The 19,506-nt window shown below is 67.1% G+C and carries 19 protein-coding genes; 11 read left to right on the top strand and 8 right to left on the bottom strand.

The window, feature by feature from the left end; genetic code table 11:
• Positions 1 to 98: 98 nt before the first annotated feature.
• The 5 genes from ASF25_RS08510 to ASF25_RS08530 all read right to left on the bottom strand — a co-directional run bounded on the left by ASF25_RS08510 (position 99) and on the right by ASF25_RS08530 (position 4,554).
• Complete coding sequence (locus ASF25_RS08510) at positions 99 to 323, bottom strand: YbdD/YjiX family protein (protein WP_056097260.1); 225 nt, start codon at positions 321 to 323, stop codon at positions 99 to 101.
• Positions 324 to 328: 5 nt separating this feature from the next.
• Positions 329 to 2,395 (bottom strand): carbon starvation CstA family protein, encoded by a 2,067-nt coding sequence (locus tag ASF25_RS08515; protein WP_056304342.1) that lies wholly within the window; start codon positions 2,393 to 2,395, stop codon positions 329 to 331.
• 142 nt (positions 2,396 to 2,537) lie between these two features.
• On the bottom strand, positions 2,538 to 3,164 hold the full coding sequence (locus ASF25_RS08520) for a TPM domain-containing protein (RefSeq protein WP_056304343.1): 627 nt from the start codon (positions 3,162 to 3,164) through the stop codon (positions 2,538 to 2,540).
• Positions 3,154 to 3,918: a TPM domain-containing protein gene (locus tag ASF25_RS08525; RefSeq protein ID WP_056304344.1), complete on the bottom strand. Its 765-nt coding sequence runs from the start codon at positions 3,916 to 3,918 to the stop codon at positions 3,154 to 3,156. The genes ASF25_RS08520 and ASF25_RS08525 overlap by 11 nt, the downstream gene beginning before the upstream one ends.
• Positions 3,919 to 3,924: 6 nt before the next feature.
• Entirely contained in the window at positions 3,925 to 4,554 is a 630-nt protein-coding gene (locus ASF25_RS08530) for a LemA family protein (protein ID WP_056304345.1), read from the bottom strand.
• A 214-nt stretch (positions 4,555 to 4,768) separates the two neighbouring features.
• Here ASF25_RS08530 and ASF25_RS08535 point away from each other — a divergent pair, with 214 nt between their 5' ends.
• From ASF25_RS08535 to ASF25_RS08550, 4 genes are all read left to right on the top strand, one after another.
• Positions 4,769 to 5,071: a SelT/SelW/SelH family protein gene (locus ASF25_RS08535; protein WP_056304346.1), complete on the top strand. Its 303-nt coding sequence runs from the start codon at positions 4,769 to 4,771 to the stop codon at positions 5,069 to 5,071.
• Positions 5,068 to 7,368, top strand: a complete 2,301-nt coding sequence (locus tag ASF25_RS08540) for an HWE histidine kinase domain-containing protein (protein ID WP_082502547.1) — start codon at positions 5,068 to 5,070, stop codon at positions 7,366 to 7,368. The genes ASF25_RS08535 and ASF25_RS08540 overlap by 4 nt, the downstream gene beginning before the upstream one ends.
• Before the next feature lie 306 nt (positions 7,369 to 7,674).
• Positions 7,675 to 9,063, top strand: coding sequence for a methyl-accepting chemotaxis protein (locus tag ASF25_RS08545; RefSeq protein WP_056175976.1), 1,389 nt, complete (start codon positions 7,675 to 7,677; stop codon positions 9,061 to 9,063).
• 74 nt (positions 9,064 to 9,137) lie between these two features.
• Positions 9,138 to 9,893, top strand: a complete 756-nt coding sequence (locus tag ASF25_RS08550; RefSeq protein WP_056304347.1) for a helix-turn-helix domain-containing protein — start codon at positions 9,138 to 9,140, stop codon at positions 9,891 to 9,893.
• A gap of 522 nt (positions 9,894 to 10,415) precedes the next feature.
• Here the strand turns inward: ASF25_RS08550 and ASF25_RS08555 are convergent.
• Positions 10,416 to 12,947 carry a CheR family methyltransferase gene (locus ASF25_RS08555; RefSeq protein ID WP_056304348.1) on the bottom strand — a complete coding sequence of 844 codons (2,532 nt, stop codon included), beginning with the start codon at positions 12,945 to 12,947 and terminating at the stop codon, positions 10,416 to 10,418.
• A gap of 55 nt (positions 12,948 to 13,002) precedes the next feature.
• Positions 13,003 to 13,368 carry a hypothetical protein gene (locus ASF25_RS23225; protein WP_200918890.1) on the bottom strand — a complete coding sequence of 122 codons (366 nt, stop codon included), beginning with the start codon at positions 13,366 to 13,368 and terminating at the stop codon, positions 13,003 to 13,005.
• 151 nt (positions 13,369 to 13,519) lie between these two features.
• Here ASF25_RS23225 and ASF25_RS08565 point away from each other — a divergent pair, with 151 nt between their 5' ends.
• Positions 13,520 to 14,254 carry a Crp/Fnr family transcriptional regulator gene (locus ASF25_RS08565; protein WP_056304349.1) on the top strand — a complete coding sequence of 245 codons (735 nt, stop codon included), beginning with the start codon at positions 13,520 to 13,522 and terminating at the stop codon, positions 14,252 to 14,254.
• A gap of 95 nt (positions 14,255 to 14,349) precedes the next feature.
• Here ASF25_RS08565 and ASF25_RS08570 read toward each other — a convergent pair whose 3' ends face one another.
• On the bottom strand, positions 14,350 to 15,432 hold the full coding sequence (locus tag ASF25_RS08570; protein WP_244472952.1) for an acetylhydrolase: 1,083 nt from the start codon (positions 15,430 to 15,432) through the stop codon (positions 14,350 to 14,352).
• A 415-nt stretch (positions 15,433 to 15,847) separates the two neighbouring features.
• On the opposite strand from ASF25_RS08570, the gene ASF25_RS08575 reads away from it, so the two are divergent.
• The 6 genes from ASF25_RS08575 (at position 15,848) to ASF25_RS08600 (ending at position 19,458) form a co-directional block, all read left to right on the top strand.
• Entirely contained in the window at positions 15,848 to 17,305 is a 1,458-nt protein-coding gene (locus ASF25_RS08575; protein WP_056175961.1) for a helix-turn-helix transcriptional regulator, read from the top strand.
• Positions 17,306 to 17,401: 96 nt separating this feature from the next.
• Positions 17,402 to 17,587: a hypothetical protein gene (locus tag ASF25_RS08580; protein WP_082502587.1), complete on the top strand. Its 186-nt coding sequence runs from the start codon at positions 17,402 to 17,404 to the stop codon at positions 17,585 to 17,587.
• A gap of 57 nt (positions 17,588 to 17,644) precedes the next feature.
• Positions 17,645 to 17,989 (top strand): CsbD family protein, encoded by a 345-nt coding sequence (locus ASF25_RS08585; RefSeq protein WP_056304573.1) that lies wholly within the window; start codon positions 17,645 to 17,647, stop codon positions 17,987 to 17,989.
• A 228-nt stretch (positions 17,990 to 18,217) separates the two neighbouring features.
• Positions 18,218 to 18,421 carry a CsbD family protein gene (locus tag ASF25_RS08590; RefSeq protein WP_056175955.1) on the top strand — a complete coding sequence of 68 codons (204 nt, stop codon included), beginning with the start codon at positions 18,218 to 18,220 and terminating at the stop codon, positions 18,419 to 18,421.
• 83 nt (positions 18,422 to 18,504) lie between these two features.
• Positions 18,505 to 18,888 (top strand): CsbD family protein, encoded by a 384-nt coding sequence (locus ASF25_RS08595; protein WP_056175953.1) that lies wholly within the window; start codon positions 18,505 to 18,507, stop codon positions 18,886 to 18,888.
• A gap of 99 nt (positions 18,889 to 18,987) precedes the next feature.
• Positions 18,988 to 19,458 carry a YidB family protein gene (locus tag ASF25_RS08600; RefSeq protein ID WP_056267771.1) on the top strand — a complete coding sequence of 157 codons (471 nt, stop codon included), beginning with the start codon at positions 18,988 to 18,990 and terminating at the stop codon, positions 19,456 to 19,458.
• Positions 19,459 to 19,506: the final 48 nt, after the last annotated feature.

A 19,506-nucleotide genomic window follows, 5' to 3' on the forward strand; every position in this document is an offset into this window, starting at 1 on the left:
TGGATGCAGGGGATTTGTTTCGGGATGAATGCTGACCGGCGCGACACAGGCGCCCGATCGGGCGCCCGTACGCTAGATACGGATCGGGTGGGGTGTCCTCAACAGCAACGAAAGCCGTTCCGGTTCCCCACTCCGAAGCGGGCATTCTCGCGGTTCCGAAAGAATTCCCGCTCGCTCATCGGCTCCTGATCCGCATGCGTCCTGCGGATGTGGCTGGCATAGGCCTCGTAATCGCCCTGCCCGACCATGAGGCGGGCGCCGTCGCAGACGCATTTCGAGAAGGTCTTGAGACGGTCCCGCAACTCCATCGACGACAGCGCCATGGTGCCTACTCCGCTGCGACGGCGGCGGGGCCGCCGCTCTCCAGGGCTGTCCAGCGATCGGCGCGATAGGCCTTCACGCAAGCCTTGATGCCGAAGACGCCGATGGCCACCACCAGCCCGACGAACATCACCGCGAGGGCCGCGTCGATGCGGTCGTTGAAGACGATCTTGTGCATGTCGGCCATGTTCTTGGCCGGAGCCAGCACCTTGCCCTCGGCGATCGCCGCCGAGAAGCGGTCGGCATGCGACAGGAAGCCGATCTTGGGGTCCGCCGAGAAGATCTTCTGCCAGCCGGCGGTGAGGGTGCAGATGCACAGCCACACGGTGGGGATGATCGTGACGAAGGCGTAGCGCTCGCGCTTCATTTTGAAGATCACCACGGTGGCGAGCGTCAGGGCCACGGCGGCCAGCATCTGGTTCGAGATGCCGAACAGCGGCCACAGGGTGTAGATGCCGCCGAGCGGATCGGTGACGCCCTGGTAGAGGAAGTAGCCCCAGGCGCCGACGCACAGCGCGGTGGCCAGGATGCTGGGCGCCCAGGCCGTGGTGTCCTTGAACGTCGGTGAGATCAGCCCGAGAAGATCCTGCAGCATGAAGCGGCCGGCCCGGGTGCCCGCGTCCACGGCGGTCAGGATGAACAAGGCTTCGAACAGGATGGCGAAATGGTACCAGAACGCCATCATGGCCTTGCCGCCGATGGCGGAGGAGATGATGTGCGCCATGCCGACCGCGAGGGTCGGCGCACCGCCGGCGCGGGAGATGATCGAGTGCTCGCCGACGTCGACGGCAGTCTGGGCGATCTGTTCGGCGGTGATCGCAAAGGCCGGGTCGAGTTTCATCACCGCGGCGGCGGCGCTCTCCGGCGTCGTGCCGACGAGGCCGGCGGGCGAGTTCATGGTGAAGTAGATACCCGGCTCGATGACGCTGGCCGAGACCAGGGCCATGACGGCCACGAAGCTCTCCATGAGCATGCCGCCGTAGCCGATGAAGCGTGCGTCGGATTCCCGTTCGATGAGCTTGGGGGTGGTGCCCGACGAGATCAGGGCGTGGAAGCCCGACACCGCGCCGCACGCGATGGTGATGAAGAGGAACGGGAACAGCGTGCCGGCCCAGACCGGACCGGACCCGTCGACGAACTTGGTGACCGCCGGCATCTTCATGTGCGGGGCGACGTAGACGATGCCGAGCGCCAGGCCGACGATGGTACCGATCTTGAGGAAGGTCGAGAGGTAGTCGCGCGGGGCAAGGAGCAGCCAGACCGGAAGGATCGAAGCGACGAAGCCGTAGCCAATGAGCATCCAGGTGAGCTGGGTACCGGTGAAGGTGAAGAACGGGCCCCAATACGGATCGGCCGCGACGTTGCCGCCGTACACGATGGCGAGCATCAGCAACACGAAGCCGAGGATCGAGACCTCGCCGACCTTCCCGGGGCGGATGTAGCGGGCATAGAGGCCCATCATCATAGCGATCGGGATCGTCGCCGCGACGGTGAAGGTGCCCCATGGGCTCTCGGCCAGAGCTTTCACGACGATCATCGCCAGCACGGCGAGGAGGATCACCATGATCATGAAGGTGCCGAACAGGGCGATGACGCCCGGAATGGTGCCGAGTTCGGCGCGGATCAGTTCACCGAGCGAGCGGCCGTCGCGGCGCATCGAGATGAACAGGATCATGAAGTCCTGCACGGCGCCGGCGAGAACCACACCCGCGAGGATCCAGAGCAGGCCAGGCAGGTACCCCATCTGCGCGGCGAGCACGGGGCCGACCAGGGGCCCGGCGCCCGCGATGGCGGCAAAATGGTGCCCGAACAGCACGTTGCGGTTCGTGGGGACGTAATCGAGACCGTCGTTGTGCACGTGGGCGGGCGTCTGGCGCGTATCGTCCAGGCGCATGACCTTGCTGGAAATGAAGAGCGAGTAGTAGCGGTACGCGATCAGGTAGGTGCAGACCGCCGCCACGACGATCCAGAGAGCGTTGACCGTCTCGCCCCGGGTCGTGGCAACGATGGCGAGGGCGGCCGCGCCCAACGCTCCGACGAGGGCCCATGGCCCGTGCTTGGTGATCGCACTCATCGACGTCTCGCTCCTGCGACCTGTCCTTGCTGGCAGATCGTCAAGCCCCCTTGTTACGCAATTCGACGGCGAGGGCCAGACATCTCGCGCGATCCGCAAACATCATTTGCAGAGTGTCACCAGCCCGCCCGCGTCCGGCAGATCAATCGACCACGATCACCCGGTTCGGCAGGAGGTCAGGTCCGCCGCCGCGCTCCGGCAGTTCGGCCGCGAGAATCGCCCCGACATCCGCCACGGCGGCGATGAGGCCAGCCTCCATCTCACCCCGGCGCAGGGCTCCGAGCAGCGCACCGATGGAAGCGTTCCAGGCGGCGGACGGAACACGAGCGGCGATCCCGGAATCGGCCACGATCTCGGCATGCCCCTCGGCGCAGGCGAGAAAGATGAGCACCCCGCTGCGCTCCGGCGTCCGTGCCAGGCCCCGCGAACAGAATTCCCGCCGCGCCGCATCATGCGCCCGGGCCCGACGGATCGCGCGCGGCACGAGAACCATCCGCAGGCGCGGGTGCAGACTGGCCGCCAGGGCCGCGAGAACGACGACGGCCTGCCCGAGGGCGATGGAGACGGCGCTCCACGGCGTCAGCAGGATCAGCGGCCAGGGCACGAGGAGGCCGCAGACCAAGGCGAAAGCCAAGGGCGCCGACCGGTAGGATCCCGCGCGGGCCGCGACCAGGACGACGATCTCGCCCGATGTCGCGGCTTCCGCACGGCTGACGGCTTCGGCGATCCGCGTTCGTGCCGCGCAGTCCAGGATCGGCTTACCAGTCACCCGAGGCTCCTCCGCCACCCGACGAACCGCCCCCACCCGAAAATCCGCCGCCATCACCGAAGCCGCCCGAAACGCCGCCGCTCCACCCGCCGGAGGACGGGCCGGGAAGAATGACGAAACCGCCGCCGCGCCGCCCGCGATTCATCCGGTAGGCGAGAAACAGGATCACCAGGAAGATGACGATGAAGACGATGACTTGGCCGGGGTCGGCCTCGTCGCGGCGGATCTCGGCCTTGCGATGCCATGTCTCGGCATCTCCGGACAGGATCGACAGCATGGCATCGGCGCCGGCGTTCAGACCACCGACGTAATCCCCATCCTTGAAGCGCGGGGCGATCGCCGTAGTGATGATCACCTTCGACAGGGCATCCGTCAGGGCTCCCTCGAGACCGTATCCGACCTCGATACGAACCTTGCGGTCCTTGGGTGCCACGATAAGCAAAGCGCCGTTGTCGGTCTTCTTCTGGCCGAGGGCCCAATACCGGAACAGCCGGTTGGCGTAATCCTCCACCGTCAGGCCCTGGAGGTCCGGCACCGTGGCGACCACGACCTGATCGGAGGTCTTGTCCTCGTAGGCCTTGAGCTTCGATTCGAGGCCGGCGCGATCCTCCGGTTTCAGGATACCGGCCGCGTCGACGACCCGTCCAGTCAGTGCTGGGAAGGACGGATCGGCCGCGAGCGCCAGTCCCGCCTGGAACACGAGGGCGAGCCCAAGAAGGACGGCACGCAATCCTCGCCCCGGGATCACCGGCATGAACGTCTAAAACTTCACGTTCGGCGGACGCTCGGAATTCGGCGTCGCCGTGAAGGTCTCCATCGGCTTGGCCTCGGGATAGAACCACGCCGCGATCCAGCGTCCGGGAATCGTCCGGACCTCGGTGTTGTAGGCCTGCACCGCGCCGATGTAGTCGCGGCGCGCCACGGCGATCCGGTTCTCGGTGCCCTCGAGCTGCGACTGTAGGGCAAGGAAGTTCTGGTTCGATTTGATGTCGGGATAGCGTTCCACCGTCACCAGCAGGCGTCCGAGGGCACCCGAAAGCTGGTTCTGGGCATCTTGGAATTCCTTGAACTTCTGCGGATCGGTCACCGTCGAGGCGTCGACCTTGACGCTGGAAGCCTTGGCCCGCGCCTCGGTGACGCCGACGAGCACGTCCTTTTCCTGCTGGGCGTAGCCCTTCACCGTCTCAACGAGATTGGGGATCAGGTCGGCCCGGCGCTGGTACTGGTTCTGCACCTCGCTCCACGACGATTTGGCACTCTCCTCAAGGGTCGGCACCCGGTTGATGGCGCCGCATCCCGCGAGGGCGGTCGCGAGCGCCAAGGCGACGAAAGCCGTGCGGATCCGACCGAAGACGGAGGGTCCGGCCGAAAGGGCGGCGCCAGGCTGCATGAACGAGACTCCCGGGGGCAACGACGTGCGGAACCGCACTACCCTGCGACAGATAGGCATGACCTTAGGCACGGGAAGGGCCCGGCCCGACATACGCCACGGGAAACGCGTGCCGGAGGCCTCGGTACGGCGTCGAAAATACCTCCTCCAGACCTCCGCGCCGCAGCCGTTGCGCTGTTGACAAGGCAGGGAGGTTCGGTGCGCTGTGCCGGGCATGGACGGTACTGCACTCGCCCCGCAAGAGAAGCCGAGGGTCTCCATTACCTACTGCACGCAGTGCCAGTGGCTTCTGCGTGCAGCCTGGATGGCCCAGGAACTGCTCTCCACCTTCCGGGACGATCTCGGGGAGGTCGCCCTGATTCCCGGAACCGGAGGCGTATTCATCATCGCCTGCGGCCCCGACACCATCTGGGACCGAACGCTGGATGGCGGCTTTCCGGACGTGAAGGCCCTGAAGCAACGGGTGCGGGACCGGGTCAGTCCGGCGCGCGATCTCGGTCACGTCGATCGCCCATGAGGGAGCCCGAGCCGCATTCCGGCGATGGCACGCACGTGCCCGGTGGCTTCCCACCCGAGCGGACGCGGTTCGGACGATTCCGGCGGCGCTCGAAGCGTCTCGGCCGGCTCATTCCCGATCTCTGGCGCCGGGACGTCTCGACACAGGTCTACCTCATCGCCCTCGTCGTCGCGCTGATCGGGCCGGGCCTCTTGTTCACCGCGATCCTGCTCGTTCGCTACGCCGGAACCGAGCGGGCACGCTTCGAACAGGATGCCCGCGAGAACGTCCGGAGCATCGCCCTATCGGTGGACCGGGATACGGCCGGCCTCGTTTCCGTGCTCCAGACCCTCGCGACCTCGCCACGCCTGAGGGATTCGGAGTTCGCGAATTTCGACACGCAGGCGCGCCTCGTCCGCGACGCCGTGGGTCTCGACCTTCTCCTGCGCCGGCCCGACGGGCAGCAACTCGTCAACACGGCGGTTCCAATTGGCGCACCGATGCCGAAGGGGAGCCTGCCATTCGACCGGGAGATCTCGGCGGGCGGGCAACGGGCCGTCGTGTCCGGGCTGCTGCACGGAGCGACTCCGCGGGCGGCCACCTACGCCATTGCGGTTCCGGTGATGCTCGACACCGAAGTCGCCTACATCCTCAGCTTCACCGCGCCCGTGGGACGTCTGCAGGCCCTCACCGCCCGGGAGAGCATCGTCGGTTGGACCACAGGCATCTCCGACCGGGACGGGATCGTGCTCACCCGCATTCCCGATGCGGACGCCATCGTCGGTCAGCCACGCCTGGCGACCCTGCGGCAGAAGCAGACCGGTACCCCGGGGGTCTGGGAGGGCAAGGACCGGGCGATGCGGCCCGTCACCGTCGTCGAGGCCCGCGCCCGGCTCACCGGATGGACGGTGGGCGCCGTCATCCCGCAATCCCTCGTCGAGGCACGCCTGCACGGCTGGATCTGGGCGTTCTGCGGCTTCGGGCTCCTTGTCCTGGCGACCTCGTCGGTCCTGGCCGTGAGCCTGTGGTCTCGGGTGGCGCGCCCCCTGCGGCGCCTGGCGGCGACGGGGCCGGCCCTGGCGCGCGGCGAGGCGATCCCGCGCATCACCTCGCCGATCAGCGAGATCCGCAGCCTCGGCGAGGTCCTCGCCGAGGCCTCCGAGCGCCTGCGGACCCGCATTACCGAACGTGACCGGGCCCTGGCCGAGACCGAACGCGGCTTGAGCGCCTTGCGGGAAAGCGAGGCGCGGTTCCGGCACATGGCCGATTCGGCGCCGGCCCTGATCTGGATGACCGACTCGTCGGCCGAGATCAGCTTCACCAACATGCATTTCGAGCATCTGTTCGGTGCGGCGGCCCACACCCTCGCGGGCGACGGCTGGCACCGGATCGTCCATGCCGACGACCTGCCCGGATTCTCGGCCCTGTTCCGGGAGGCGTTCGAGGCTCGCCAGCCGTTCCGCGGCGAGGTCCGCGTCATTGACCGCACGGGGCGCATCCGCTGGCTCCGCTGCGAGGGCGTGCCGCGCCAGGACGATACCGGGGCGTTCCTCGGCTACACCGGATGCAACGTCGACATCACCGACGCCAAGCGCGCCGAGGAGCATCTCCTGCTCCTGATCCACGAACTCAATCACCGGGTGAAGAATACCCTCGCCACCGTGCAATCCATCGCCGGCCAGTCCCTGCGCCGGCTCGAGGGTGAGGACGCGGCCGCCGCGCGAGCCGCGTTCGAGGCACGCCTCCTCGCTCTGGCGCGGGTTCACGACGTGCTCACCCGCGAGAGTTGGGAAGGCGCCGAACTCGCCACGGTGGTGGCCGACGCCATCGCACCGCTCGATGCGTACGGGCCGAATGGCGATCCGCAATCTTCCCGCTTCCGCGTCACCGGACCACCCCTGCGCTTACCGCCGCGCTTCGCCCTCTCTATCGCCATGGCGCTTCACGAACTCGGGACCAACGCGGTCAAGTACGGGGCACTGTCCCGCGAAGGCGGCCGTGTCGCGATCGCCTGGTCGGCGATCCGGGATCCGGAGCTGCGCCTTCACCTCCGTTGGAGCGAGAGCGGCGGTCCGCCCGTCGTGCCACCGACCCGGACGGGATTCGGCTCCCGCCTGATCGAGCGCAGCCTCGCCCGTGATCTCGCCGGAGAGGTCAAGCTTCACTACGCGTCGGACGGCGTGGTCTGCACCATCGAGGCACCGGTGCCATCCCCGACGCTCATGGAGCGCAAGGCCGGACTTGTTCTTCCGGCCGTCGACATCTCCTTGCCCGGCCCTGTCGGAACGGACGCGGGCGGCATCGCAGCACGGGCGTGACCCCGAGGGTCGATCACATTCCTGCGATTCTTGTACGGCTCCGAAGCGACGCCGTGATGCCATTGCATCGCAAAGGCTTCGGGAAATGGTTTATCGGTATTTACCTCGCCCTATCGCAATTCGATTTGCACCGCACAATGGTAGCGATACACAACCTGCCAATACGTTCTGAGCGCTGCATCGCAAGATGAAGCACAACTCAAGGATAGATGCCGGACTCGAATGCAAGTCGATTGATGTCCATGCCTTCAGCGTTTCTTAACTGGGGGACACTAATTTTTAGGCACCACCAACAGGACGCCCACGATGCTCGGTTTTCCCCTCGCCAGGTCCACGAAGACCCGAGCCGCGTCCGAAGAGCCCGTGGCCGCGATGCCGGCCTCGGACGATGCCCGTCTGGTACGCGCGGTCGAGCGCCTGATGACGACGCAGGACCGCGATGCCATCGATCTCCCTGACGGTCTACTGAAGACCGCCTTGGGCCAGGTCCGGGTCGATGCCGATCGAGCCACGCTCCGTGCCCTCGGCAGCACGGCCCGCCTGGCACGGGAGGCGTCCGAAGCCGCCACCAACACGGGGTGGATGACCTACGACGTCGGCGAAGTGGCCCGCGCGACCCAGACCATCGCGGGTGCGACGGAGGAACTCGCCGCCTCCATCGCCGAGGTCGCCCAGACCTCCGACACCGTGGTCAGGGTCGCCGACGACGCGCTGTCCGCGATGCAGACCTGCATCACCGACGGCAGCCAAGCCCGCAACGCGATGCAGGAGATCGAGGGTCGAACCGTCCAGATCGCCGACCGCGTCGTGGTGCTGGAACGCGCCATCGCCCAGATCGAAGTGATGGCCACCGCCATCGCGGCGATTTCGAGCCAGACGAACCTGCTCGCCCTCAACGCGACCATCGAGGCGGCACGGGCCGGGGAAGCCGGTCGCGGATTCTCGGTCGTCGCCGCCGAGGTCAAGTCGCTGTCGGCCCAGACCGCAAAATCCACGGGCGAGATCCGCTCCCTGCTCAACACCCTCACGGTCGAGATGGGCTCCATCGCCCAGGCGGTGAGCGAGAGCCGCGTCGCCGTCGCGACGGGCCGCAACATTGTCGATGGTCTCGAGACACGGGTTTCGCAGGCCAACGAACGGATCGGTGAGGCAAGCGACCTCAACCGAGCCATCGCACACATGCTCGGACAGCAGCGTCAGGCCACGGCCGAAATCTCCAGCAGCGTCCAGAACATCGCCGGCAAGGCCTCGAAGACCCACGAGGAAATCGAGCTGATCACCAATCGCCTGGTGAAGGCCGAAGCGCTTGGGCAGACGGCTCTGGCATCGAGCGGTCATGAGCCGTCCACCTATGCACTTGTACGCCTCCCGGCGGATATCGGAGCCTGGAAGCGCAAACTGGCCCGAGTCTTGGTGGGACTCGCCGAACCCGACCGCGGCCTCGCAAAGCTGCCGTGGAACAATGGAGCGAGCCTCGGCGCGCTCCTGCGGACCGGTCCCCTCGGCGCTCACCCCGCTCTATCGGACCTTCTCAAGTCCGAAGCCAAAGCCCTAGAGGAGGCTGAACGGATGATCGCAGCCCTCGCGACGCAGAATTGGGACGTCGGGACGCCGGCCTATCGGGGTGCGACGGATGCGATGAAGGCGATGCTCGCCACCACCCGGACCATGCTCGGAGAAACCGAGACCGCGTAATACTGTTTCCGTCTGATTGACGCGGCGGGGATTCCCGCTGAACGGAGTGATGGTTAGGGTTTGGGCCATGTCTCATGGAGGCGAACCCAGCTCACATCGTCGATCATCTATGTTTTGCGGAACTGGTTCGGCGTGCTCGAACCAGCGACGACCCGCGCGCGGCGCGGCATTACCAGGCGATCTGGCTTCTGGCGCAGAGCAAGCCGTTGGCGGAGGTCGCGGCCACGACCGGCTTCGTGCAGCGTTGGCTGGAACAGTTGGCAAAACGCTACAATCAGTTCGGTCCTGATGCGCTGGGCGACCGGCGGCGCCGCAAGGGAACGGCCCCGCGACTTCTGCCCCCTGATCTTCTGGACAAGCTGCCGCGTACGCCTCGCTGGGCCTCCGCCCGATGGTGGGACCTGGAGTACGCCCAAGATCACAGCGTGGATGACAGCTGGACTCGGGTTGATCTCGGTCTACCCGCAGCGCGCCTGGGAGTCGCTGCAGGCGATCGGCTGGTCGATCCAGGCACCACGGCCGAGGAACCCGGCTCCGAGTCACAGACCACCCTCAAGAAACTCGCCGCCACCCTCGCCGAGGAAGAGGCACGCCACCCCGGCCGGCCGGTCGCGCTTTTCTGCACGGACGAGCACCGCGTCGACCTGAAGCCGATCACGCGCCGGGTCTGGCCGCCGCGCGGACGACGGCCGACCGCACCCGGCCGTCACCGCTACGAATGGCTCTACGTCACCGCCTTCGCAGCGCCCGCCAGCGGCGAGCGCCACTGGTACGTCGGCAACGGCGTCTCCAAGCCGCTCTCAGGGCCTTCTGGCGCTGTTCGCCCTTGAGGTCGGGGCGGGCGAGCGACGCACCGTTATCCCACGTCTCGACGGGGCCGGCTGGCACACGGAGCCCGGTCTGCGCGCGACCAGATGCCTACGCCTGATCGACCTGCCGCCCTACGCGCCCGAACGCCAGCCCGCCGAGCATCTCTGGAGGCTCGTCGACGAACCCATCGCCAATGATGACGAGCCCGGTCGTCGCCAGCATTACCGAATGGACCGCGGGGCGTAGCTGTCAGGTTGCGTTCCTCGCCTGATATCCGTTCCAGCCGCACGCGCCGACAGGTTGATCACACCTGCTGCGCGCGCTCCGTTCCAACACCAAGACCGCGGCTGGCACCGGTTCCGCGTGGCGTTCGAGGGCGATCCACTCATCCTCCGATACCATCCTAGCTTCATCCTTCCGCAGGACTGTGCGGCGTTGGCGGCGCGATCTCGCACGATCCGAAGCGCTCACGAGCCCGTCGGAATTCTTCCGGTCGAAACGGAGGGCGGGTGCGCTTCGATGGCGCGGATCCTGCTCGCTCCTTACCCCACGGCCGGGACGGTCACGAAACTCACCACCGCGCCCGTGATCGCTGCGTTCAGGGCCCGATACGGCGAGATCCGCACCACGTGGCGGCGGTTGCCGTCACGGATCGTGGGCTGCTCGATCTCGCGCTCGATCTCCTTGCCGTCGGTCAGGACGCGGGCGAGGTCCTCCGCAAGGTCAGGATAGGCCGGACGTACGGCGAAGTCGGTCAGGGGCCGGCCGCGGTCGCTGTCCTGGATCGGGATGAACCGTGCCACCGCCGGCGTGAAGGTGCGGATGATGAGGTCGCGGTCGAGGAACACGATGGCGAGGCCGCTGGCGTCGAACAGGTTGCGGAGATCGCTGTTCGCCCGGTCCAGGACGTCGATCTTACCGCTTAATTCGTGGTTGACCGTCTGCAGTTCCTCGTTGAGCGATTGCAGCTCTTCCTTGGAGGCCTCCAGTTCCTCGTTGGTCGATTGCAGCTCCTCGTTGACCGAAACCAGCTCCTCGTTCGACGACTTCAGCTCCTCGAGGGCGGTCTCGTATTCCTCGATCAGCGTCTGCAGGCGCTCGCGGGTGTCGCGCAACTCATGTTCGAGTTGCAGCGCGTCCGAGCCGGGCTTCGGCCGCGCGTCGCGTTGCTCGGCGTCGCTCCGGCTCAAGGACGGCCCTTGATCGTGGAACAGCACGACGAGGAGCGGATCGGCACCCTCGCGCAGGGGTAGCGGCTCGACGGTGATCGAGACGACCTGGATACGCCCTTCCTCGCCCTCGACGGCGATATCCGAGCGGAAGGCGGGGCCGTGCGACTCGATCGCCTCGCGCAAGGCCGAGCGCAGATCGAGACGCAGGCCCCGGCGCGCCAGGGTCAGGAGCTGGCGGCTGGGCAGCCCGGCGGGCGCCTCCAGATACTTTCCGGTGCGGGTGGAGTAGTGGACCACGTCGCCTTCGCGGTCGACGACGACGTGGGCCGGGGCGAAACGCTCGACGACGTGGCTCTCGACCGCCTGCCGCACGGACGCGCCGGATTCTGGATTGAAGGGAGGCGGGCGCACGGCTTGGCCGGAGCGCCGCGCGAACGGGGCGAGTTGCGTGCCGCTGATCGCGAGCGGCAGCGCGGCGCCGGACCGCTCGGTGTCGCGTGCCTGGAAAATGCGGTGCTTCTTGTCGATCGGCGTGAAGAGGTCGCCGAACTGGCTGACGTTCTCGGCCGTACCGAGGAAAAGGTGCCCGCGCGGGCGCAGAGCGTAGTGGAAGATCGGGATCACCTGCGCCTGCACGACCGGGCCGAAATAGATCAGCAAATTGCGGCACGAGACGAGATCGATACGTGAGAACGGTGGATCGCGGATCACGCTGTGGGGCGAGAAAACGCACAATTCGCGTACCGCCTTGACCACGACGTAGGAACCGCCCTCGGCCGAGAAGAACCGGCGACGGCGTTCGGGCGAGACGGTGTCGAGAAGCGCCTCCGGGTAGCGTCCGGATCGGGCGACGGCCAGGGCCGGATCGTCGATGTCGGTGGCGAAGATCTGTACGCGCGGCACGGCGCGCAGGCCGTCCATGTGCTCGCGCATCAACATGGCGATGGAGTAGACCTCCTCGCCCGTGGCGCATCCGGGCACCCAAACCCGGATCGTGTCGCCTGCTCCGCGCCCCTCGAACAGGCGGGGCAACACCCGCAGCTTCAGGGCCTCGAACGCGTCGCCGTCGCGGAAGAAATTGGTGACGTTGATGAGCAGGTCGCGGAACAGCGCGGTGACTTCGGTCCCGTCCGCACGCAGACGCTCGACGTAGTTCTCGATTCGGTGGAGGCGGGCCACCTGCATCCGGCGCTGGACCCGCCGGGCAAAGGTCTTCGGCTTGTAACCAGAAAAGTCGTGTCCGACTTGATCGCGCAGCAAAGCGTGGATCTCGGACATGGCCGCCTCGGCGGCCGCCGTCTCCAACCCCTCGATCACACCGAAGCTGCGGGCGTATTCGGCGAGTTGGGCGCCGATGGCGTCGGCCGGCAACTCGAAATCGACGAGCCCGGTGGCGATGGCGCTGGCCGGCATGTCCGGATGACGCGGCACCGTGCCGTCCGATCCTTGCGCGAAGGTTAACCCGCCACGCTCCTTGATCGCCTTGATGCCGAGGGTCCCGTCCGTGCCACCGCCGGAGAGGACCACGCCGACGGCGTATTCGCCGTAGGCCCGTGCCAAGTCGCTGAAGAACAGGTCGATGGGGTTGCGCTCGCGCTGAACCGGGTCGTGCTCGCGCAGTCTGAGACGGCCATCGGCGATGCCGAGCAGCATCCTGGCCGGAAGCACATAGATGCGCCCCGGCTCCACCGGCATCCCGTCCTCCGCCACGATCACCGGGAGTTTGGTGAAGCGGCCAAGCACCTCATGCAGCAAGCTTTCTCTGTCCGGGCTGACATGGGTGACGACCACGTAGGCAAGGTCGCCGTCGAGGCCGAGGCCGGAGAACAGCGTCTCCAGCGCCTCGATTCCACCGGCCGAAGCGCCGATGCCGACCACAGGGAAGCGCGCGGGCCCGATCATCACGCGTCTCCGACGGGGGGCACGTGCTCGCCGGGCACCCTCGACCGGGGCGCCATTATGACGCCCGCGACCGGGCAAGGATCTCCCGCGACCGTTCCGTGGTTTCACGCGCCGCACGGATCACTTCGGCGATCTCGCCCGACAACTGGCGCGCCCGTGCCAGTTGCCCGGGCCGGGCCGACTTGCGCAGGCTGTTCAAACGCTCCGCGAAGGGTACTTCCATCAGGGGAATGCCGGCGGCATCGGCGATGACGAAGGCGTAGGGCAGTGGACTGAGCCCCTTGCGCGCGAATTCCGCCGCCATGTCGGGAATCGAAGCACAGACTTCGAGGTAAGCGGTGTCGAGGTCGGCCAGGGCGAGGCCGTCATCGTCGGGGTCGAGGCCGGCCGGCGTACGCAGGTGGAAGTGGAACTGTGGCAAGAGCGGGCTCGCGATGGTCTGAGCCGCACGGGCGGCGTTACGGCAAAAGAATGCTAACACAGGTGATGGCTCGATGACCTTACCTGGATCAGGTGCGGCGCAGTGTCCGCGTTCCGCACATGGATGGAAGTCGGAAACGGAGGACCGGACCGTGGATCACCCTCTGATCGCCAAATTGGAGCAGTTCAGTCGCCTGTCCGACGAAGATCGGCGGACACTCGAGATCCTCACCGAGGGCCCGGTTCGCCGCTTCGCCTCGCGTGCGGACATCGTCCGCGAAGGTGAGGCCCCGCGGGCAGTGCGCCTCATCCTGTCCGGGTGGGCCTGCCGCTACAAGCAACTCCCCAACGGACGTCGCCAGATCGTGGCGCTTTTTTTGCCCGGCGACCTATGCGACCACAACGTCTTCGTGTTGTCCGAGATGGATCACTCCATCGGAACACTGAGCCCCGTCGCGCTCGTCGAGATTCCGCCGCCCGCGTTCGAGGAGATGATGACGGCCCGTCCACGGGTCACGCGGGCGCTGTGGTGGGAATCCCTCGTGAACGCGGCGACGCAACGCGAGTGGATCCTCAACCTCGGCGGGCGGGACGCGGTGGAGCGCCTCGCCCACCTGTTCTGCGAGCTGTTCTATCGCCTGCGCGGGATCGGCCACATGCAGGACGGAGGCTGCGATCTACCATTGACGCAGACGGATCTCGCCGAGGTCGCCGGCCTCACACCCGTCCACGTCAACCGGACCCTGCAGTCCCTGCGTCGGCAAGGGCTGCTCGAACTGAGGGGGCGCCGCCTGACCATCCCGGACCTGCCGGCCCTGGAACGCGTCGCGTCCTTCAACCCGAACTACCTGCATCTCGACCGGGTCGGCGCGCGGTTCGATGCCTGAATGGGCGGCCGGGTGATCGAGCGCGCGCGGCTTTCGCGTCGGTGAGTGGGTTTCCCGTTTCCGTCCGCAACGCGGGGACGGCATCCGACCTCGCTTCAGGCCCGGCGCTTATGGTTCGCCAATTGTGCGGCAACCGGAAACGGCGTCGGTGCCGCCGCCAGGATCGGCTTCCACGTGGCACCCCATTCTTCGAGCGGAACGGGAGCGGAGCGGTGGACCAGATCGAGGAAGGCCAGGCCGACCTCCGCCGTCGCACGCTTCACCAGCGGGTTCAGCGGTCCACCGTTCCTCAACGATCGGTCGGTGAACACGCTGTGCGAGCCGCCCTGGAACACCACGAGGGCCTTCTGCTGCGTCGGGATCGCCGCATAGACGTCGAGGCGGTCCTGGACGGGGGAGTAGCGACCGGGAATGCGGATCGTGTCTTCCGTCGTGGTCACGTGGAGCGTGGGAACGTCGACGGAGGCAAGGACTGCCGCGAGGTCGGTTTCGCCGTAGAAGGGCGGGGCCGAGATGACGATGCTGGCCGAGAAGCGCGGGTCGCGGAAGCCGAGGAGCTTTCCATCGCGCACCACCTGGGCGCCCGTGAGGATCAGCGTGGTGTTGGCCCCGTAGGAATGCCCCGCCGCGACGATGCGCTTCCGGTCGATGGCGGCGTGGAAGGGATTGCCGCGCTGGAGCAACTGGTCGAGGCCAAAGCTCACGTCGTGCGTCCGCTCGATGGCCTCGCGTTCGTCGGCCGCGCTGTCGAGGCGGTCGAGGAGCAGGATCGGGTTGCCCTGCCACAAGGTCTGGTCGCTTCCGACGTGCTGGATGTGAAGGCTCGCCGTGCCCTGCGCCGACCATGCTTCGCCGAGGTAACTGTAGCCCGTCCGCGAGCCACCGAGGCCATGGGAGAACACGATGAGCGGCACCGGCCCCTTTCGGGCCGAGGCGCCCGGCCAGTACAGCCGCGCCGGTACCGCGCGGCCGCGTGCGGGATCGACCCATTCGAAATCGACGAACCGGGTCACGTCCGATGCCGGCGCCGACGCGGCTGGAAGCCCCGAGAGCAGCCCTCCCGCACCGGCACCGAGCAGCATGGCGCCGACGCGACGGCGCGTCAGGCCCCCGTTGCCCGTGCGTGGGCCCACGGGACCGGCCGGCGATACGGGAGCGACATCGTCGGCGTGGGTCACGTTAGCCTCGGGCCTGTAACGAGCTTGGCCTCTTCCGAAACCCTCGCGGCGGCGGAATGGTGGGACCGGATCCGCGGAAGGGATTCGGTCAACTTCACGGCCAAGGTGAATGCCGAAGGCGACGCGGTCTACAGCCGCCGGTGCCGGGCGGTGTGCTCCCGCACCGGCTGTGTCGGAAACGGGTGACAGGCCGGCGAGCGCAACCCCGGCGCGACCGGCAAACCGTCTGTCCGAGCCGGTCCGCCAGCCCCGGAACTCCACGGTGCACAGGGCCGATGCCGGAGGCGCTTTCGTCAAGGCGTCCTAAGCGTTTGATACGCAGGTACCAGATTTCCTTGAGGCGATTCGGAACTTGCCCGGGTGCGGTCCGTTGGACGCCCGCTGCCACCCTGGCGGCGGGGAGCGAAGCGGACCCGTGACGTCTGGCGTCGACAGACATGAACTCCGGCAGATCATCGCCGGCCTCAGCGAGGGCGTGATCCTGGTCGAGCCAGATCAGTCGATCACCTACGCCAACGAGGCCGCGTTGGCGATGCACGGCGCCGACGCCCTGGAAGAACTCGGCGCCACCGTGGACGCCTACCGCGAGCGCTTCTCCCTCCGCTATCGCAACAACCGTGCACCCGAGCACTACCCGATGGAGCGCGTCGTTTCGGGCGAGACGTTCCACGATGTCGTGGTCGACGTGAAGCGGACCGACCGTCCGGACGTCGCCTTCGTGCACTCCCTGCGAAGCCTCGTGGCCACGGACCGGGAGGGACGTCCGAGCTGCCTCGCCCTGATCCTCAAGGACGTGTCCGATCAGTTCGAGGCGGAGGAACGATTCGAGAAAACTTTCAATGCCAATCCGGCGCCCGCGGTGATCACCCGGCTGTCGGATCTGCGCCACGTCAAGGTGAACGCCGGGTTCCTCGAAATGACCGGGCACACCCGCGACGCCGTGATCGGCCGCAACGTCTACGAAGTCGACGTGCTGGCCGGTGCCCGCAGCCGCGACCTCGCCATTGCCCGGCTCAACGCGGGCGGCACCATTCCGCAGATGGAAGCGTGCCTGACCCTGCCCGATGGCGGGACCCGCTTCGTCATCGTCGCCGGGCAGCCCATCGAGATGGGTGACGAGCCCTGCATGCTGTTCACCTTCGCGGACCTCGAGTTGCGCAAGAAAGCCGAGACCGCCCTGCGGCAGAGCGAGGAGCGTTTCGCCAAGGCATTCCAGCTCACGCCCGTTCCGACCATGCTGTGCCGGGCCGATGGCTTCTCCATCACGGGCGTCAACGAAGCCTTCAGCCGGGTGTTCGGCTACGGACAGGACAAGGTCACCGGCCGCACCCCCGAGGAGATCGGCCTCTGGGTCAACGAAGCCGCCCGCGTCCGATTCGAGGCGGCACTGACCCGAACCGGTTACGTGCTCGGGCTGGAGACCTGCCTGAGCTCCCAGGAGCCCAGCGAACTCGACTGCATGATCTCGGCGGAGCGGGTGACCATCGCCGATGAGGCTTTCGTGCTCATCGTCCTGCAGGACATCACGGAGCGCAAACGCTCCGAGCGCGATCTGTTCACCGCCATCGAGGCGGTGATGGCCGACACGTCGTGGTTCAGCCGCGGACTCATCGAAAAGCTCGCGAACCTGCGCCAGCCGGGTGAGCGGACTGGGGACGATCCGACCCTCACCCTCACGGTCCGAGAGCGACAGATGCTCGGCCTCGTCTGCTCCGGACTGAGCGACGACGCCATCGCCAAGCGCCTGAACCTCTCGCGCAACACGGTCCGCAACCACACCGCCGCGCTCTACCGCAAGCTCGGTCTTCACAAGCGCTCGGAGGTAATCGTGTGGGGGCGCGACAACGGATTTCCGAACCCCACCGCCCCGTAACAAAAAGCCAAGATACCAGTACATCCGTATTATTGCGCCAAGTCCACGAAGGTCCATCTGACCATCGTGACCACTGCATCGCCCTTGGGGACGGACATGACCGATACGCGCAAGCCGACCTCTGAGAAGGAGAAGAATTCCGTCGCCAAGGCGTCCATCAAGGAGGCCATCGGCAAGCTGACCGGTGATGTGAAGGTCGAAGCCGAGGGCAAGGCCGAAAAGATTTCCTCCGAGTCCGAAGGGACGCCCGAGGGAAAGTCCGGCTCGGCGCGCTCGTCGTAGCCCGAACCGCCAGAAGCGAATGCTTCCAACGCAACAACAACCAACAGGATGAACATCATGGTCGATACGGACCGCGTGACGGGTGCTGCCCGGGAACTCGCCGGAAAGGCTCAGGGCACCATCGGTGATCTCATCGGGTCTAAGAGCCACTCCGTCGAAGGCCGCTTCCGCGAAGCGCAGGGTAGCGCCGAGAATCTCTCCGACCAGGCGAAGGATAGCGTCGGGCATGCAGCCGACCAGACGCAGGCTTACGCCGAGCACGCCTACGAGAATTCCGGCCACTACCTTCGCGAAGGCCGGCGTGCCGTGGCCCACCGAGTCGAGGAAAGCCCACTCGTCGCGCTCCTGATCGCCGGCGCCGTCGGCTACGGCCTCGCCCTTCTGATCCATTCCCGTCGCTGATATCCGGCGCCGCCGCGTGGGACGCCCTCGGCAAGACGCGGGGCATCCCGGGCGATCAGGCGAAGACGCAGACCGACGACGACCATAAGCAGGACGATGGCGCCGTGGCCGACCGCTACGACGCGCGTCGCGCCTGATCCCTTCGGCCTCGGTTCCCCGGGGCCGGACCCTCCGCCGGTTGGGATCGACCGGTCCGTTCACCCCCCTCGCAGCACAGGAGTTTTTTCGATGAGCAGCACCACCGACAAGATCAAGGGCCTGGCCAACGAGGCCGTCGGCAACGTCAAGCAGGCCGCTGGCAACGTCACCGGCAACGACAAGCTCGTCGCGGAAGGCAAGGCCCAGGAACTGAAGGGCGAAGCTCAGAAGACCGTCGGCGACGTCAAGGACGGCGCCCAGAACCTCACCGACAAGGTCAAGAGCAAGATCTGATCGTGCGCCTCGCGGGACGGCATCGCGCCGTCCCGCCCTTACGATTTGCCCATTGAAGTTACCTGTCCCGATAGGAGCCGACCATGAACAGCGACCAGTTCCGAGGCGCCACGCGCCATCTCAAGGGTCGGGCGCAATCGACCCTCGGCGGCATCACGGGTGATCCCGCGCGTCAGGTGCGCGGCGCCGTCGATCAGGTCGCCGGAGGTGCGCAATACGCCTACGGACAGGCCCGCGACCGTGCGGAGGATTGGATCGAGGACGGCAGCCACCTCGCTCACGAGGCACGCCGCCGCGGCGAGCGCCTTCTCGACGACGGCAGCCGCTACGCCCGCGAGACCCGTCGCCGGGGTGAGGCTTACGGGCGAAAGGCGGTCGGTTACGCCGACGCCAATCGCGGCGCAACGGTGCTGGCCCTGGCCGCGTTGGCCTTCGCCGCCGGTTGGCTGCTGCGCCCGTCTCGCTGATCCAGTCCTCCATCCTAGTCCAAGGTCTCGTCGTCGCCCGCCCCTTTCGGGCCCGACGTGCCACCGAGACGATCCCGTTCAGACGAAAAGGACACCACCATGAGCAAGGGCTACCCCTCGATGACCGCCCTTCTGGGTCTGCTGGCTGTCGCCGGCTACCAGAACCGTGACAAGATCGCCGAGCTGCTGAAGAGCGGCAGTGCCGGTGCCGCGCACGGCACCGTTCCGCACGTTCCACAGGGCAGCGGGTCGAGCAACCTCGGGAATCTCGGTAGCCTGCTCGGCGGAGTCGGTACGGCCGGCGTCGGTGGCCTCATCGCCAGCGGCTTGAGCGAACTCGTCGACCATTTCACCAAGGGCGGCCATGGCGAGACGGCGAATTCCTGGATCAACCAGGGCCAGAACCGCGACATCCCGGAAGCGGACCTCGAGAAGGCCATCGGCGCCGAGACCCTCGACGGGCTTCAGAAGCAGACCGGCCTGAGCCGGGCCGACATTCTCTCGCGCCTGTCGCGCGACCTGCCCTCGGCCATCGACCGCTACGCCCAAGACGGCCGCCAACCGGCCTGACGTCCCAGCTAGGCACGTGAAGGCCGGCGCAGAAGCGTGCCGGCCCTT

It is taken from the genome of Methylobacterium sp. Leaf100, from assembly GCF_001422845.1.
Lineage (GTDB): Bacteria > Pseudomonadota > Alphaproteobacteria > Rhizobiales > Beijerinckiaceae > Methylobacterium.

What these genes read in the sequence shown, in the direction of transcription:
- ASF25_RS08510 (WP_056097260.1), bottom strand. Translation starts at nt 323, where the DNA reads ATGGCGCTGTCGTCGATGGAGTTGCGGGACCGTCTCAAGACCTTCTCG.
- ASF25_RS08515 (WP_056304342.1), bottom strand. Translation starts at nt 2,395, where the DNA reads ATGAGTGCGATCACCAAGCACGGGCCATGGGCCCTCGTCGGAGCGTTG.
- ASF25_RS08525 (WP_056304344.1), bottom strand. Translation starts at nt 3,918, where the DNA reads ATGCCGGTGATCCCGGGGCGAGGATTGCGTGCCGTCCTTCTTGGGCTC.
- ASF25_RS08530 (WP_056304345.1), bottom strand. Translation starts at nt 4,554, where the DNA reads ATGCAGCCTGGCGCCGCCCTTTCGGCCGGACCCTCCGTCTTCGGTCGG.
- ASF25_RS08535 (WP_056304346.1), top strand. Translation starts at nt 4,769, where the DNA reads ATGGACGGTACTGCACTCGCCCCGCAAGAGAAGCCGAGGGTCTCCATT.
- ASF25_RS08540 (WP_082502547.1), top strand. Translation starts at nt 5,068, where the DNA reads ATGAGGGAGCCCGAGCCGCATTCCGGCGATGGCACGCACGTGCCCGGT.
- ASF25_RS08545 (WP_056175976.1), top strand. Translation starts at nt 7,675, where the DNA reads ATGCTCGGTTTTCCCCTCGCCAGGTCCACGAAGACCCGAGCCGCGTCC.
- ASF25_RS08550 (WP_056304347.1), top strand. Translation starts at nt 9,138, where the DNA reads ATGGAGGCGAACCCAGCTCACATCGTCGATCATCTATGTTTTGCGGAA.
- ASF25_RS08555 (WP_056304348.1), bottom strand. Translation starts at nt 12,947, where the DNA reads ATGATCGGGCCCGCGCGCTTCCCTGTGGTCGGCATCGGCGCTTCGGCC.
- ASF25_RS08580 (WP_082502587.1), top strand. Translation starts at nt 17,402, where the DNA reads ATGACCGATACGCGCAAGCCGACCTCTGAGAAGGAGAAGAATTCCGTC.
- ASF25_RS08585 (WP_056304573.1), top strand. Translation starts at nt 17,645, where the DNA reads ATGGTCGATACGGACCGCGTGACGGGTGCTGCCCGGGAACTCGCCGGA.
- ASF25_RS08590 (WP_056175955.1), top strand. Translation starts at nt 18,218, where the DNA reads ATGAGCAGCACCACCGACAAGATCAAGGGCCTGGCCAACGAGGCCGTC.
- ASF25_RS08595 (WP_056175953.1), top strand. Translation starts at nt 18,505, where the DNA reads ATGAACAGCGACCAGTTCCGAGGCGCCACGCGCCATCTCAAGGGTCGG.
- ASF25_RS08600 (WP_056267771.1), top strand. Translation starts at nt 18,988, where the DNA reads ATGAGCAAGGGCTACCCCTCGATGACCGCCCTTCTGGGTCTGCTGGCT.